The sequence below is a fragment of the Actinoplanes sp. CA-030573 genome, assembly GCF_050951115.1.
In the GTDB taxonomy this organism is placed as follows: Bacteria; Actinomycetota; Actinomycetes; order Mycobacteriales; family Micromonosporaceae; genus Actinoplanes.
On the sequence record NZ_CP192038.1, the window covers coordinates 839,732 to 853,966 of the forward strand.

General features: G+C 72.5%; 15 protein-coding genes. 12 read left to right on the forward strand and 3 right to left on the reverse strand.

The features are described 5' to 3' along the window. The first annotated feature begins 104 nt into the window (after nt 1–104). The 12 genes from ACQP2F_RS04000 (at nt 105) to ACQP2F_RS04055 (ending at nt 11,524) form a co-directional block, all read left to right on the forward strand. On the forward strand, nt 105–473 hold the full coding sequence (locus ACQP2F_RS04000) for a holo-ACP synthase (protein ID WP_433300704.1): 369 nt from the start codon (nt 105–107) through the stop codon (nt 471–473). Nucleotides 474–568: 95 nt separating this feature from the next. Further along, entirely contained in the window at nt 569–2,047 is a 1,479-nt protein-coding gene (locus ACQP2F_RS04005; RefSeq protein ID WP_433300706.1) for an NAD(P)H-hydrate dehydratase, read from the forward strand. A gap of 34 nt (nt 2,048–2,081) precedes the next feature. Beyond that, complete coding sequence (gene alr / locus ACQP2F_RS04010; protein ID WP_433300708.1) at nt 2,082–3,224, forward strand: alanine racemase; 1,143 nt, start codon at nt 2,082–2,084, stop codon at nt 3,222–3,224. Beyond that, nucleotides 3,221–4,297: an alpha/beta fold hydrolase gene (locus ACQP2F_RS04015; RefSeq protein ID WP_433300710.1), complete on the forward strand. Its 1,077-nt coding sequence runs from the start codon at nt 3,221–3,223 to the stop codon at nt 4,295–4,297. Before alr ends, ACQP2F_RS04015 begins: the two co-directional genes overlap by 4 nt. After that, on the forward strand, nt 4,294–4,752 hold the full coding sequence (gene tsaE / locus ACQP2F_RS04020; RefSeq protein WP_433300712.1) for a tRNA (adenosine(37)-N6)-threonylcarbamoyltransferase complex ATPase subunit type 1 TsaE: 459 nt from the start codon (nt 4,294–4,296) through the stop codon (nt 4,750–4,752). The genes ACQP2F_RS04015 and tsaE overlap by 4 nt, the downstream gene beginning before the upstream one ends. Then, nucleotides 4,749–5,459: a uracil-DNA glycosylase gene (locus ACQP2F_RS04025; RefSeq protein ID WP_433300713.1), complete on the forward strand. Its 711-nt coding sequence runs from the start codon at nt 4,749–4,751 to the stop codon at nt 5,457–5,459. The genes tsaE and ACQP2F_RS04025 overlap by 4 nt, the downstream gene beginning before the upstream one ends. A gap of 9 nt (nt 5,460–5,468) precedes the next feature. After that, nucleotides 5,469–6,125, forward strand: coding sequence for a tRNA (adenosine(37)-N6)-threonylcarbamoyltransferase complex dimerization subunit type 1 TsaB (tsaB, locus tag ACQP2F_RS04030; RefSeq protein WP_433300715.1), 657 nt, complete (start codon nt 5,469–5,471; stop codon nt 6,123–6,125). Further along, a complete protein-coding gene (gene rimI, locus ACQP2F_RS04035; protein ID WP_433300717.1) occupies nt 6,125–6,559 on the forward strand; it encodes a ribosomal protein S18-alanine N-acetyltransferase in 435 nt (144 codons plus the stop codon). The genes tsaB and rimI overlap by 1 nt, the downstream gene beginning before the upstream one ends. Continuing rightward, entirely contained in the window at nt 6,552–7,604 is a 1,053-nt protein-coding gene (gene tsaD, locus ACQP2F_RS04040) for a tRNA (adenosine(37)-N6)-threonylcarbamoyltransferase complex transferase subunit TsaD (protein WP_433300719.1), read from the forward strand. The genes rimI and tsaD overlap by 8 nt, the downstream gene beginning before the upstream one ends. Nucleotides 7,605–7,613: 9 nt before the next feature. Further along, nucleotides 7,614–7,868, forward strand: a complete 255-nt coding sequence (locus ACQP2F_RS04045) for a hypothetical protein (RefSeq protein WP_433300721.1) — start codon at nt 7,614–7,616, stop codon at nt 7,866–7,868. 60 nt (nt 7,869–7,928) lie between these two features. Then, nucleotides 7,929–9,719 carry an ABC transporter ATP-binding protein gene (locus tag ACQP2F_RS04050; RefSeq protein ID WP_433300722.1) on the forward strand — a complete coding sequence of 597 codons (1,791 nt, stop codon included), beginning with the start codon at nt 7,929–7,931 and terminating at the stop codon, nt 9,717–9,719. Continuing rightward, nucleotides 9,716–11,524, forward strand: a complete 1,809-nt coding sequence (locus ACQP2F_RS04055; RefSeq protein WP_433300724.1) for an ABC transporter ATP-binding protein — start codon at nt 9,716–9,718, stop codon at nt 11,522–11,524. The genes ACQP2F_RS04050 and ACQP2F_RS04055 overlap by 4 nt, the downstream gene beginning before the upstream one ends. 37 nt (nt 11,525–11,561) lie before the next feature. On the opposite strand, the gene ACQP2F_RS04060 is transcribed toward ACQP2F_RS04055, so the two are convergent. The 3 genes from ACQP2F_RS04060 to groES form a co-directional block, all read right to left on the reverse strand. Next, nucleotides 11,562–11,831, reverse strand: a complete 270-nt coding sequence (locus ACQP2F_RS04060; RefSeq protein ID WP_433300725.1) for a DUF1707 SHOCT-like domain-containing protein — start codon at nt 11,829–11,831, stop codon at nt 11,562–11,564. Nucleotides 11,832–12,028: 197 nt separating this feature from the next. Next, entirely contained in the window at nt 12,029–13,684 is a 1,656-nt protein-coding gene (groL, locus tag ACQP2F_RS04065; protein WP_433300726.1) for a chaperonin GroEL, read from the reverse strand. A gap of 71 nt (nt 13,685–13,755) precedes the next feature. Beyond that, nucleotides 13,756–14,070, reverse strand: a complete 315-nt coding sequence (groES, locus tag ACQP2F_RS04070; protein ID WP_018222648.1) for a co-chaperone GroES — start codon at nt 14,068–14,070, stop codon at nt 13,756–13,758. Between the last annotated feature and the right edge of the window lie 165 nt (nt 14,071–14,235).

Here is a 14,235-nt window from a genome sequence, read left to right on the forward strand (position 1 = left end):
AGCGGGCTCCGGGCGTACGGCCGCGTTGTCCACAGGCCTTGCGCACCCGCCCAGCAGTGCGGTAGCACGCAGCGCGCCCGATTCCCGACCGATAGGGTTGGGCCGTGATCGTGGCTGTCGGTATCGATGTCGTCCTGGTGGACCGCTTCGCCCGCGCCCTGGACCGGACACCGCAGCTGAGCGACCGGCTGTTCACCGAGGGTGAGCGGATGACCAGCTCCGGCAACCCTCGTTCGGCGGAGTCGCTGGCCGCCCGGTTCGCGGCGAAGGAAGCGGTGGCGAAGGCGCTCGGCGCGCCGGCCGGCATGCGGTGGCACGACTGCGAGGTGGTCGCCGATCCGGACGGGCGCCCGTGGTTGACCGTTTCCGGTACGGTCGCCGCGGCCGCCGCGGAGCGTGGTGTCAATCGATGGCACCTGTCGCTCTCGCACGACGGCGGCATCGCCTCGGCGATGGTGGTCGCGGAGTCTTGATCAGCCTCGAATGGGGGCTTGACCAGCAGGAACGCGAAACTGTCGTACCCGGGGCCTAAAACCGACGGCACCACCGAAGGGCTTTGGAGGGGCAGATGCGACAGGCATGGCGGGTCGCCGACGTGCGGGCGGCCGAGAAGGCGCTGATGGCGACGCTGCCGGAGGGCACGCTCATGCAGCGCGCCGCGGCCGGCCTGGCCCGGCGTTGCGCGCTGCTCCTCGACGAGCAGGGCGGTGTCTACGGCGCCCGGGTGTTCCTGCTGGTCGGCAGCGGTGACAACGGGGGCGATACCCTCTACGCGGGCGCGCTGCTGGCGCGGCGCGGGGCCCAGGTGCGTGCCCTGCTGCTGCGGCCGGAGCGGGTGCATCTCGCCGGCCTGGCGGCGCTGCGGGCGGCCGGCGGCTTCACCGTGCGCGACCTGCCGACCCGGGCCGACCTCGTGCTCGACGGCATCGTCGGCATCGGCGCGAGCGGCGGTCTGCGCCCGCCCGCGGCCGGCATCGTGGCCACCCTCGGCGACCTGCGGTCCCGCACGGGCGCACGGCCCCCGGTGGTGGCGGTCGACGTGCCCAGCGGCGTGGCCGTCGACACCGGCGACGTGCCGGGCGACGCGGTGACCGCCGACGTGACGGTGACGTTCGGCTGTCTGAAGCCGGCTCACCTGCTGGGGCCGGCCGCCGTGCGGTGCGGGCAGGTGGAGTTGGTCGACATCGGGCTGGGCCCGGTGCTGCGGGCCGATCCGGCCGTGCGCGTGCCGGACGCGACGGACATCGTCGCCTGGTGGCCCACGCCGGGGCCGGAGTCCGACAAATACACCCGCGGCGTGGTCGGCATCGCGACCGGCTCGGCCAAATATCCGGGCGCGGCGCTGCTGTCGGTGAGCGGCGCGCTGGCCGGCCCGGCCGGCATGGTGCGCTACGCCGGCAGCGCGAATGCCGAGGTGGTGCGGGCGCATCCGTCGGTGGTCGCGGTCGACAAGGTGGGCGCGGCCGGGCGGGTGCAGGCCTGGGTGTGCGGGTCCGGCCTCGGGACGGACGAGGCGGCCCGTACGACGTTGCGCAGCGTCCTGGCGACGTCGTTGCCCGTGGTGCTCGACGCCGACGCGCTGACCCTGCTCGTGGACGGCTCGCACGCCGATGACCTGCGCCGCGACGCGCCCCTGGTGATCACGCCGCACGACGGCGAGTTCAAGCGGCTGGCCGGCGAGGCGCCGGGGGCGGACCGGGCCGCGGCGGCGTGCCGCCTGGCCGCCTGGATCAACGCGGTGGTGCTGCTCAAGGGCGACCGGACGATCGTGGCGACCCCGGGCGGCGACGTCTGGGCCAACCCGACCGGCAGCGCGGCGCTGGCCACCGCGGGCAGCGGCGACGTGCTGGCCGGGCTGCTCGGCTCGCTGGTCGCCGGCGGCGTGCCTCCGGAGCGGGCGGCGGTCGCGGCGGCCTATGTCCACGGGCTGGCCGGGCGACGGGCCGCCGCCGAGGGTCCGGTGACCTCGCCCGACGTCGCGGCGGCGCTGCGCCCGACCCTGGCCGCGCTGCTGAGACCGGTGGGTACCCCGCAGGAGCAGGCGTAACGGAACCGTCATACCGATCAGTAGGCTGGGAAACATGTGGCAGGCCGAGGTCCGGATCGATCTGGACGCCATCCGGGACAACGTGGCGCTGATGCGCGCCGGCACCACCGCCGAGGTGATGGCGGTCGTGAAGGGCGACGGCTACGGGCACGGCATGCTGCCGTCGGCCCGGGCGGCGCTGGCCGGCGGCGCGAGCTGGCTCGGCGTGGCGACCCTCGACGAGGGGCTCGCCCTGCGGCGGGCCGGCATCGACGTGCCCGTGCTGGCCTGGCTGCACTCGCCGGGCATGCCGCTGCACGAGGGCGTGGCGGCCCGCATCGACCTCTCGGCGAGCACGGTCTCGCTGGTCGGGGAGCTCGTCGAGGCCGCGCGCCGGGCGGAGCGGACGGCGCGCGTACATCTGAAGCTCGACACCGGCCTGGCGCGTGCGGGCGCCACCCCGGCCGAATGGCCGGCGGTTCTGGAGGCCGCGGCGAAGGCGCAGGCCGACGGCGACATCGACGTGGTCGGCGTCTGGAGCCATTTCGTGTACGCGGATGCGCCCGGCCACGAGACGATCGATCAGCAGCTGGCGACGTTCGCCGACGGGCTGGCCGTGGCCGAGCGGTTCGGCATCAGCCCGCGCTATCGGCACATCGCCAACTCGGCGGCCACGCTGACCCGGCCCGACTCGCACTACGACCTGGTGCGGCCGGGCATCGCGGTCTACGGGCTGTCGCCGATCGCCAAGGAGACGATCGCGGGGGAGACGTTCGGGCTGCGGCCGGCCATGACCGCCCGGGCCCGGGTCGCGCAGACCAAGCGGGTGCCGGCCGGGCAGGGCGTCTCGTACGGGCACACCTATTACACCCAGCGGGAGACGACGTTGGCCCTGGTCCCGCTCGGGTACGCCGACGGCGTGCCGCGGGCCGCCTCCAACGCCGGGCCGGTGCAGCTGGGCGGCAGGCGATACCGGGTGGCCGGCCGCGTCTGCATGGACCAGATCGTGCTCGACGTCGGCGACGATCAGGTGGCGGCCGGCGACGTGGCGACGCTGTTCGGCCCGGGCGACGACGGCGGGCCGACCGCCGACGACTGGGCCGAGGTGGTCGGCACCATCAACTACGAGATCGTGACCCGGTTCGGCAGCACCCGCGTCCCGCGTGTCTACGACGGCACGGCCTGGGTGCCCGCATGACCCCGAAGATCCCGCGCCGGCGGGCGAAGCAGGTCGGCATCGCCGGGGCCGCGGTCGGCCTGGTGGCGGCCGGTCTGGCCACGGCGTTCGCGGTCGAGCGCACGCTGGTGCGCCGCTCGGTCAACGCGCCCGGCGACCCGTACGTGGAGGAGCCGTTCGCCGACCCGCCGTACGACTCCGAGCTGACCGTCACCGCCGCCGACGGCACGCACCTGCACGTCGAGATCGTCGAGCCAACGGCGCCCACCACCAAGCCGACGATCGTCTTCGTGCACGGGTTCGCGCTCGACATGGGCACCTTCTACTTCCAGCGGAAGATGTTCACCGAGCGCGGCGACCACCGGCTCGTCTTCTACGACCAGCCCGGGCACGGCCGGTCCAGCAAGCTCAAGTCCGGCAACTACGACATCGCCGGCCTCGGCGAATCCCTGGCCGCGGTGCTGGACGCCACCGTGCCGGACGGCCACATCATCCTGGTCGGCCACTCGATGGGCGGCATGACGATCATGGCGTTCGCCGAGAAGTACCAGGAGTGGTTCGGCAACCGGGTCACCGGGGTGGTGCTGATGTCCACCTCGGCCCGGCTGGTCGACCGGGCCAAGCTCGCCCTGCCGTCGCTGGTCGCCCGGGCCAGCGCGCCGTTCTTCCCGCTCTGGGGCACCGCCGCGCACCTCGGCGGCGGCGCGATCGACCGGGCGCGCTTCGCCTCTTCCGACCTGGCCTGGCTGCTCACCCGGCGGTACGGCTTCGGCGACGCCAAGCCGAGTCCCTCGTTGGTCTCCTTCGTGGAGGGGATGAACTCCAAGACGTCGGTCGAGACGCTGACCAAATATCTGAACACGCTCTACAACCACAACCGGTATCCGGCGCTGGCGGCGCTGCGGGGCGTGCCGGTGCTGGTGGTGGTCGGCGACAGGGACTACCTGACCCCGGTCAGCCACTCCGAGGAGATCATCAAGCGGCTGCCGGATGCGCGGATGGTGACCATCCCGAACAGCGGCCACGTCGTCATGCTGGAGAGGGCCGACGAGGTCAACGCCGCCATCCTGCCGTTCGTGGAGAAGATCTCGTGAAGCTCGCGACGGTCGAGGACACCCAGGCGTTCGGCCGGCGGCTGGCCGGCATCCTGCGCGCGGGCGACCTGGTGGTGCTCTCCGGGCCGCTCGGTGCCGGCAAGACGGCGCTGGTGCAGGGCATCGGGGCGGGACTGGGCGTGACCGGGGCGATCACCTCGCCGACCTTCGTGATCGCGCGCGTACATCGGGGGCCGGTTCCGCTGGTGCACGCCGACGCGTACCGTCTCGGCGACCGGCCCGATCCGCGGGCCGAGATCGACGATCTCGACCTGGACGCCTCGGCCGAGGACGCGGTCACCGTCGTCGAGTGGGGCGCGGGGCTGGTCGAGCGGCTCAACGACGAATATCTGCAGGTCCGCATCGACCGGCTGGACGACGACACCCGGGTGGTGGAGCTGGTCCCGCACGGCGGCGACTGGCCGGCCCGGATCCACGGACTGGAGACCTCGTGAACCTGCCTGACCTGTTGCCGGCCGAGTGGCGGGACGAGCTGGCACCCTTCCTCGACCCGGCCGCCACCGCGAAGCTCGGCGCCTTCGTGGCCGCCGAGTACGCCGAGCACACGATCTATCCCCCGATCGAAGACCTGTTCGCGGCCTACCGCCTCTGCGCGCCGGCCGAGACCCGGGTGCTGATCCTCGGCCAGGACCCGTACCACGGCCCCGGGCAGGCGCATGGCCTCAGCTTCAGCGTCCGGGACGGCGTGAAGATCCCGCCGTCGCTGCGGAACGTCTTCAAGGAGCTCGCCGAGGACGTCGGCGTCGCGCCGCCCGCCTCCGGAAACCTCACCGGCTGGGCGCGGCAGGGCGTGCTGCTGCTCAACGCGGTGCTCACCGTCCGGGGCGGCGCGGCCGCCTCGCACGGCGGCAAGGGCTGGGAGGCCTTCACCGACGCCACCATCCGGGCGCTGAACGCGCGCGACGAGCGGGTGGTCTTCCTGCTCTGGGGTGGCTACGCCCGGAAGAAGGCGGCCCTGGTCACCAACCCGGCGCACGTCGTGCTCGAGGCCGGGCACCCGAGCCCGCTCAACCGCGAGGGCTTCCGGGGCGCCCGCCCGTTCAGCGCCGCCAACAAGGCCCTCGCCGACGGCGGGCGTCCGCTGATCGACTGGAACCAGCTCGGCGGGCAGCCCGACCTGCTCTCCGGGCTCCCGCGCTAGGGTCGGCACGTGCTCGTACTAGCTCTGGACACCTCGACCCCGGCCTCCACCGCGGCGCTGGTCGAGGTCACCGCGGACGGTCTGCGCGGGATCGCCGAGCGGCGCACCGTCGACCCCCGCGCGCACGGTGAGAAGCTGGCGCCCGAGATCGCGGCGACGCTGACCGAGGCCGGCGTACGAGTATCGGACCTGAAAGCGATCGTCGCCGGCCTGGGGCCGGGACCGTTCACCGGGCTACGGGTCGGGCTGGCCACGGCCGCGAGCATGGCCCAGGCGCTGGCCGTACCCACCTACGGCGTGTGCTCGCTCGACGGGCTCGGCCGGGCCGCCGGTCCGGGGCGGGTGCTGGTCGCCACCGACGCGCGCCGCCGCGAGGTCTACTTCGCCACCTATGTGGACGGGGTGCGGTCCGGCGAGCCCGACGTGGCCAAGCCGGCCGAGATCAAGGGCGACTTCGAGCGGGTCGTGGGCGAGGGCGGGCTCAAATACGGCGACGTCTTCGGCGTACCGGTGGAGGAACATCTCCTTTATCCACCCGGCGCCGCCCTCGTGGCCCTCGCGGCCGAGCGGATTCGCGAGGCCGCGCCGAGCGAGCCGCTCACGCCGCTCTATCTCCGGCGCCCGGACGCCGTCGAGCCCGCTGGTCGCAAGCCGGTGCTGACCTGATGCTGATCGAGCGATTCCGCTGGTGGCACATCGCCGAGGTGCTGCCGATCGAGGAGGACCTCTTCGGCGCCGAGAAGTGGTCGTCCGCGATGTTCTGGAACGAGCTCGCGCAGCGCAACTTCTACATCGTGGCGACCGAGGGCGACGATCTGCTCGGCTACGCGGGGTTGTCCGCGACCGACGACGAGGCGTGGGTGCAGAACATCGCGGTCCGCCGGACGGGACAGCGCCGCGGCGTCGGGCGCGCGATGCTCGAGGCCCTGCTCGGCGAGGCGGAACGGCGCGGCATCAAGCAGACGCTGCTCGAGGTCGCGATCGACAACATGCCCGCGCAACGTCTCTACGCGACCTACGACTTCGAGCCGGTGGGTATCCGGCGCGGCTACTACCAACCCAGCAACACCGACGCCCTGGTGATGATGCGCAATGCCTGACGAGCCCCTGGTCCTCGGGATCGAGACCTCCTGCGACGAGACCGGTGTCGGCATCGTGCGTGGTCACACCCTGCTCGCCGACGCGCTGGCGTCCAGTGTGGACCAGCATGCCCGGTTCGGCGGGGTGGTGCCGGAGGTGGCCAGCCGCGCGCATCTCGAGGCGATCGTGCCGACCATGCAACGCGCGCTCGACGACGCGAAGGTCACCCTGGCCGACATCGACGCGATCGCGGTGACCAGCGGTCCGGGACTGGCGGGCGCGCTGCTGGTGGGGGTGGCGGCGGCCAAGGGGTACGCGCTGGCGGCCGGCAAGCCGATCTACGGCGTCAACCATCTGGCCGCCCACGTCGCGGTGGACACGTTGGAGCACGGTCCGCTGCCCGAGCCCGCGATCGCGATGCTGGTCTCCGGCGGCCACTCCTCGTTGCTGCTGGTCGACGACCTGACCAACGGCGTGACCCCGCTCGGCGCCACGATCGACGACGCGGCCGGCGAGGCGTTCGACAAGGTGGCGCGCCTGCTCGGGCTGGGCTTTCCGGGCGGGCCGGTCATCGATCGGCGCTCGGGCGAGGGCGATCCGGCGGCGATCGCGTTCCCGCGTGGACTGACCGCGCCGAAAGACCTGGCCGCGCACCGTTTCGACTTCTCCTTCTCGGGCCTCAAGACCGCGGTCGCGCGCTGGGTGGAGGCGCGCGAACGGGACGGCGAGCCGGTTCCGGTGGCGGACGTGTCGGCGAGCTTCCAGGAGGCGGTCTGCGACGTGCTGACCGCTAAGGCCATCGATGCCTGCCGGGCACACGGCGTGGAGACCCTGGTGATCGGCGGCGGCGTGGCGGCCAACTCGCGCTTGCGTCAATTGGCCGAGCTCAGAGCACAAAAGCACAAGATTCGCGTACGCGTTCCGCGTCCGCAGTTGTGCACGGACAACGGTGCGATGGTCGCCGCCCTCGGCTCGCGCCTGGTGGCGGCCGGCGTCGCGCCCTCACGTCTCGATCTGCCCGCAGACTCCTCAATGGCATTGACCACGGTCAGCGTGGCGGGATAGGAAGCCAGCATGATCGCACGGATGTGGGAGGTGCGGGCCCAGGCGAGCGGCTTCGACGAGCTGCTGACCTGGGTCTGCGACGTCGCGGTGCCCCGGATCGAGGTGCTGCCGCAGCACGTGTCGAGCGAGGTGTTCTCGTCGACCGACCACCGCATCGTGGTCATCTCGAAGTGGCGCGGCACGCCGGAGAGCCTGCCCGCGCCGCCGGCCAAGCTGGTCGCCCGCTCGCCGCACGTCTGGGATTTCAGCCCCGTCGACCGCTGACCAGAGGCCGGGAAAACGCATCGCAAACTGTCATACCCCGCCCGTAACGTCGGGGCCCTGATGCGAAAGCTGCCCGATGCCGACCCCGGCGCCCCCGACGACCGGTCCGCCACCCATTACCTGGGCTGGCTGGTCCGGCGCTATCACGTGACCGTCTTCGCCGCCATCGCCCTGGCCGTGCTGTGGATGCTCTGCCAGGCCCTCGTCCCCGCCGTGATCGGCCGGGCGATCGACGCCGCGACCCGGCACGACCGCCACGACCTGATCGTCTGGTGTCTCGTGCTGTCCGGGATCGGCGCCGGGCAGGCCTACACCGGCGTGGCCCGCCACCGGTTCGCAGTGGTCAACTTCTTGAGCGCCATGTTCGTGACCGTCCAGGTCACCGTGCGGCAGGCGGGCCGGCTCGGCTCGGCTCTTCCCCGCCGGCTCGACACCGGCGAGGTGGTCGCGATCGGCACCTCCGACATCCGGTCCATCGGCGCCGCCATCGACATCACCGCCCGCGGCACCGGTTCGCTGGTCGCCGTCATCACGGTGACGGTCATCCTGCTCACGACTTCGGTGCCGCTCGGCCTGGTCGTGGTGCTTGGCGTGCCGATCCTGATGGCGGTGGTGAGCCTGCTGATCCGGCCGCTGCACCACCGGCAGCAGGTCACCCGCGAGCAGCAGGGCCTGCTCACCGGCCGCGCCGCCGATCTGGTCGGTGGTCTGCGGGTGCTGCGCGGCATCGGCGGTGAGGCGGTGATGGCCGAGCGCTACCGCACCGAGTCGCAGGAGCTGCGGGCGGCCGGCGTGCGCACGGCCGGCGTCGAGTCGCTGCTCGAGGCGGCCCAGGTGCTGCTGCCGGGCATCTTCCTGGTGCTGGTCACCTGGCTGGGCGCGCATTTCGCGCTGAGTGGGCAGATCACGGTGGGGCAGCTGGTGTCCTTCTACGCGTACGCGGCGTTCCTCGTCGCGCCGCTGCGCCAGCTCACCGAGGCCCTCGACAAGCTCACCCGCGGTCACGTCGCCGCGCGCCGGGTGGTGGCCATGCTGACCGCCACCACCGACCTGCCCGATCCGCCGGCGCCGGCCGCACCCGAGAGCCTCGCCGGCGAGCTGGCCGACCCGGAGTCGGGGGTGGTCGTGCATCCGGGCGAGATCACCGCGATCGTCTCGGCGCAGCCGGCCGAGGCCGCGCTCATCGCCGACCGCCTCGGGCGGTACGCGGAGGGCGGCACCGCCGGCGGCCGGAGGCTGGACGAGTTCGGGCTGGCCACGGTCCGCGAGCGGATCCTGGTGGCGGACAACGACGCGCACCTGTTCTCGGGGCCGCTCCGCGACGATCTCGACCCGCACGGCAGCGGGCTGTTGCCGGCCGCCCTGCACACGGCGGCGGCGACCGACATCGTCGAGGCGCTGCCCGAGGGGCTCGACAGCGAGGTGGCCGAGCGGGGCCGGTCGTTCTCGGGCGGGCAGCAGCAGCGGTTGCGCCTGGTCCGGGCCCTGGTCGCCGACCCCGGCACGCTGATCCTGGTCGAGCCGACGAGCGCCGTCGACGCGCACACCGAGGCCCGCATCGCCGACCGCCTGATCACCGCGCGGGCCGGCCGCACCACGGTGATCTGCACGTCCAGCCCGCTCGTGCTCGATCGCACCGACCGGGTCTGCTTCGTCGACGAGGGCCGGGTGGTCGCGACCGGCACCCATCACGGGTTGCTCGATCGCGAGCCGGCCTACGCCCGCGTCGTGCTGCGCGAGGACGATCCCAGCGACGGGGGCGATCCCGGCGACGGGGGCGATCCCACCGACGGGGGCGATCCCGGCGACGAGGGCGATCTCAGCGACGAGGGTGGGAGGGTGCTGCCGTGAGCGGGCGTCTGCCGATCGCCGACACCGCGCAGGTGCGGCGATATGTGCGCGACCTGTTCCGGCGCTATCCGCGGGCACTCTGGGGTGCCGTCGGGCTGCACGTGCTGGCCGCGATCGCCGGGCTGGTCGGGCCGCGGCTGCTCGGCGACCTCGTCGAGAGCCTGCAGCACGGCCGGGGCGCCGCCGTGATCGACCGGCTCGGCGCGTTGATCGCCGGGTTCGTCGTGCTGCAGGCGGTGCTGACCCGCTTCGCGTACCTGGCGTCGGCCCGGCTCGGCGAGCGGGTGCTGGCCCGGCTGCGCGAGGAGTTCGTCGAGCGGGTGCTGGCCCTGCCGCTCTCCACGGTGGAAGGTGCTAGCAGCGGCGACCTTCTCACCCGTACGACCAGGGATGTCGATGCTCTTTCGCGGTGTGTGCGACTCGCCGTGCCGGAGACGATGATCGCGCTGATCACGGTGGTGCTGGTGGTCGGCGCGATGGCGGTCGTCACGCCCCTGCTCGCGCTCCCGCTGCTGGTCGCCGTCCCGATCCTGGTCGTCGGCACCCGGTGGTATCTGAAGCGGGCGCCGGCCGCCTATCTCGAGCAGAACAACCGCTATTCGGCCGTCACCGACGGGCTGGCCGAGACGGTCGACGGCGCGCGCACCGTGGATGCGCTGCGCCGCCGGCGGGACCGGGTCAAACGCACCGACCACGACCTGCACCGCACCTGGCTGATGGAGAAGTACACGCTGTTCCTGCGAACGGTGTGGTTCCCGACGGTCGAGGTCGGCTATGTGCTGCCGGTGGTGGCGACGCTGCTGGTCGGCGGTCTGCTCTATCTGCGGGGGACGGTGACGCTCGGCCAGCTCACGGCCGCGGTCGTCTACGCGCAGATGCTGATCGACCCGGTCGACCGGCTGCTCGGGTGGCTGGACGAGCTCCAGGTCGGCATGGCGTCGCTGGCCCGGCTGCTGGGCGTGGCCGAGCGGGATCCGCAGCCGGAGTCGGCCGTGGTACCCACCCCGGTCGGCGCGCGGATCGAGGTGCGTGGCGTGCGCTTCGCCTACGTGCCGGGACGCGAGGTGCTGCACGGGATCGATCTCACGCTCGAGCCGGGGGAGCGGCTGGCCATCGTCGGGCCGTCCGGGGCGGGCAAGTCGACGCTCGGGCGCCTGCTGGCCGGCGTGCACCAGCCGACCGGCGGCACGATCACGGTGGGCGGGGTGACGATCGGCGAGCTGCCGCTCGACCGGTTGCGCACCGAGGTGGCGCTGGTCAGCCAGGAGCATCACGTCTTCATCGGCACGGTGCGCGACAACATCGCGATGGTCCGGCCGGGGGCGACCGACGAGGAGGTGCGGTCGGCGCTGGAGGCGGTGCACGCGCTCGACTGGGCGCTCGGGCTGCCCGGCGGGCTGGATACGGTGGTCGGCTCGGGTGGCCATCAGCTGACGGCGGCGCAGGCCCAGCAGGTCGCGCTCGCCCGGCTGGTGCTGGCCGACCCGCACACGCTGGTGCTCGACGAGGCGACGTCGCTGCTCGACCCGCGGGCGGCGCGTGACCTGGAGCGTTCGCTGGCGGCGGTGCTGCGCGGGCGAACGGTGGTGGCGATCGCGCACCGGCTGTTCTCGGCGCACGACGCCGACCGGGTGGCGGTGGTCGAGGACGGGCGCATCACCGAGCTGGGTTCGCACGACGAGCTGGTCGCGGCGAACGGTCCGTACGCGGCGCTGTGGCGTTCCTGGCACGGCGAGCGCACCCCGGACGACGCCGGCGAGCCGGGCGAGTCGCTGGCCGGGGATAGAGCCGGCGCGGCACGCTGACGCCGATCGAGGACGAGGCGCGAGCGCGGGGAGCGGCTCAGCGGGTGACGGCGATGAAGACGCCGAGGATGAGCAGGGTCAGGGCGGCTACGGCGAAGAGGACCAGGAGGTCGCGGCGGGGGCCGTCGGCGTCGGGGAGGACCGGGAGGTCGCTCACCACGGCGTTGAGGTCGTCCAGGGTGCGAGCGTCGTGGGCCAGCTGGGCGCGCTCGGCGAACTCGTCCAAGGTGAGACGGCCGGCGCCGGTGTGTCGCTCCAGGGCGGTCACGGTCCGCTGCCGATCGTCGTCGGAAGCCCGGATGGTCACGGCCGCACTCTACCGCCGGCACCCAAAAACGGAAGGGCGCACTGACGGGAGGGAGGAGACCGGCGCGGGCCGGGAAGGCGAGGCGCGGGCACGAAGAGGCGGGCGCGGGGCGGGAAAGCGGGCGCGGGCCGGAAACGCGGAAGGGCGCGCCGGGTGGCGCGCCCTTCCGGTGTTGCGGAACTCGTGCGGCTGGCGGGTCAGAAGCCGGGGCCGTGCTGGTGGCTGTGACCACCGGGGCCGTGGCTGTGACCGTGACCGCCGCCCGCGGCCGGCTCGGGGTCGGCCGGCTTGTCGACCACGAGGCTTTCCGTGGTGAGCAGCAGGCCGGCGATCGAGACGGCGTTGGAGACCGCGTTGCGGGTCACCTTGACCGGGTCGATGATGCCGGACGCGGCGAGGTCGACGTACTCGTCGGTGGCCGCGTCGAGGCCGTGGCCCCAGCCCAGCTCGGCGACCTTGCCCACCACGACGTAGCCGTCGTGGCCGGCGTTCTGCGCGATCCAGCGCAGCGGCTCCACCAGCGCCTTGCGGACGATGCCGACGCCGATCGCCTCCTCGCCGGTCAGGCCGAGGTTGTTGTCGAGCTCGGACACGATCTGCGCGAGAGCGGCGCCGCCGCCGGGGACGGTGCCCTCCTCGACGGCCGCCTTGGTCGCCGCGATGGCGTCCTCGATGCGGTGCTTGCGCTCCTTCATCTCGACCTCGGTGGCCGCGCCGACCTTGATCACCGCGATGCCGCCGGAGAGCTTCGCGAGGCGCTCGGAGAGCTTCTCGCGGTCCCAGTCGGAGTCGGACGCCTCGATCTCCTTGCGGATCTGGGCGACCCGGTCGGCGACCTCGGACGACTTGCCGCCGCCGTCGACGATCGTGGTGTTCTCCTTGTCGACCACGACGCGCCGGGCGGTGCCCAGCATGTCGAGGGTGACCTGGTCGAGCTTGTAGCCGAGCTCGGGCGCGATCAGCTCGCCGCCGGTGGCGATCGCCATGTCCTGCAGCATCGCCTTGCGCCGGTCGCCGAAGCCCGGTGCCTTCACCGCGGCGACCTTGACGGTCTTGCGGATCGAGTTGACCACCAGGGTGGACAGGGCCTGGCCCTCGACGTCCTCCGCGATGATCAGCAGCGGCTTGCCGGACTGCAGAACCTTCTCCAGCAGCGGGAGGAGCTCCTCGATGCTCGAGATCTTCTGCGTGGTGATCAGGAGGTACGCGTCCTCGAGGACGGCCTCCTGCGACTCGGCGTCGGTCACGAAGTTCGGCGAGATGAAGCCCTTGTCGAACTGCAGACCCTCGGTGACCTCGAGCTCGGTCAGCATCGCCGAGCCCTCCTCGACGGTGATGACGCCGTCGCGGCCGACCCGGTCCATCGCCTCGGCGATCAGCTCGCCGATGGTGGCGTCCTGGGCCGAGATGGTGGCGACGTTGGCGATCGCCTTGTGGTCGTCGACGTCGACCGCCTTGGCCAGCAGCGCCTTGGAGACGACCTCGGCCGCCTGGTCCATGCCGCGCTTGAGGCCGAGCGGGTTGGCGCCCGCGGTCACGTTGCGCAGGCCCTCGCGGACCAGCGCCTGGGCGAGCACGGTCGCCGTGGTGGTCCCGTCGCCGGCGACGTCGTTGGTCTTCGTCGCCACCTCCTTGACCAGCTGGGCTCCGAGGTTCTGGTACGGGTCGGTGAGCTCGATCTCCTTGGCGATGGTGACGCCGTCGTTGGTGATCGTGGGCGCGCCGAACTTCTTGTCCAGGACGACGTTGCGGCCGCGGGGGCCGAGGGTGACCTTGACCGTGTCGGCGAGCGTGTTGACGCCGTGCTCCAGCAGGTGCCGGGCGTCGTCAGAGAAGCTGAGAATCTTCGCCATGTATAGGTCCCTTCACGCACCACCGCCCTGACCCAACGATGTGGGCCAGGGCGGCAAGCACTGTCAGTTGGTCACTTCTCGATGACCGCGAGGACGTCGCGGGCGGAGAGCACCAGGTACTCCTCGCCGGCGTACTTGACCTCGGTGCCGCCGTACTTCGAGTAGAGGACCGTGTCGCCGACCTTGACGTCGATCGGAACGCGGTTGCCCTTGTCGTCGATCCGGCCCGGGCCGACAGCGAGGACGGTGCCCTCCTGCGGCTTCTCCTTGGCGGTATCGGGGATCACGATGCCCGACGCCGTCGTGGTCTCGGCCTCGTTCGCCTGGACCACGATGCGGTCCTCGAGCGGCTTGATCGCAACCTTGGTCGCGGTAGTCACGGGCATACCCTCCTGGGTACAGGTTTCCGCCGGCCCATGGATATAGGCCGGTCGATGCCTCATGCCACCGGGCGGGGCCGTCGTCGCGGGTGCCGGTCCGCCTGGTGCCTAACCACCACGTCGGGCGTGCGCCCGGCCGAAGCGGTTGGCACCCTCATGTTGAGAGTGCTA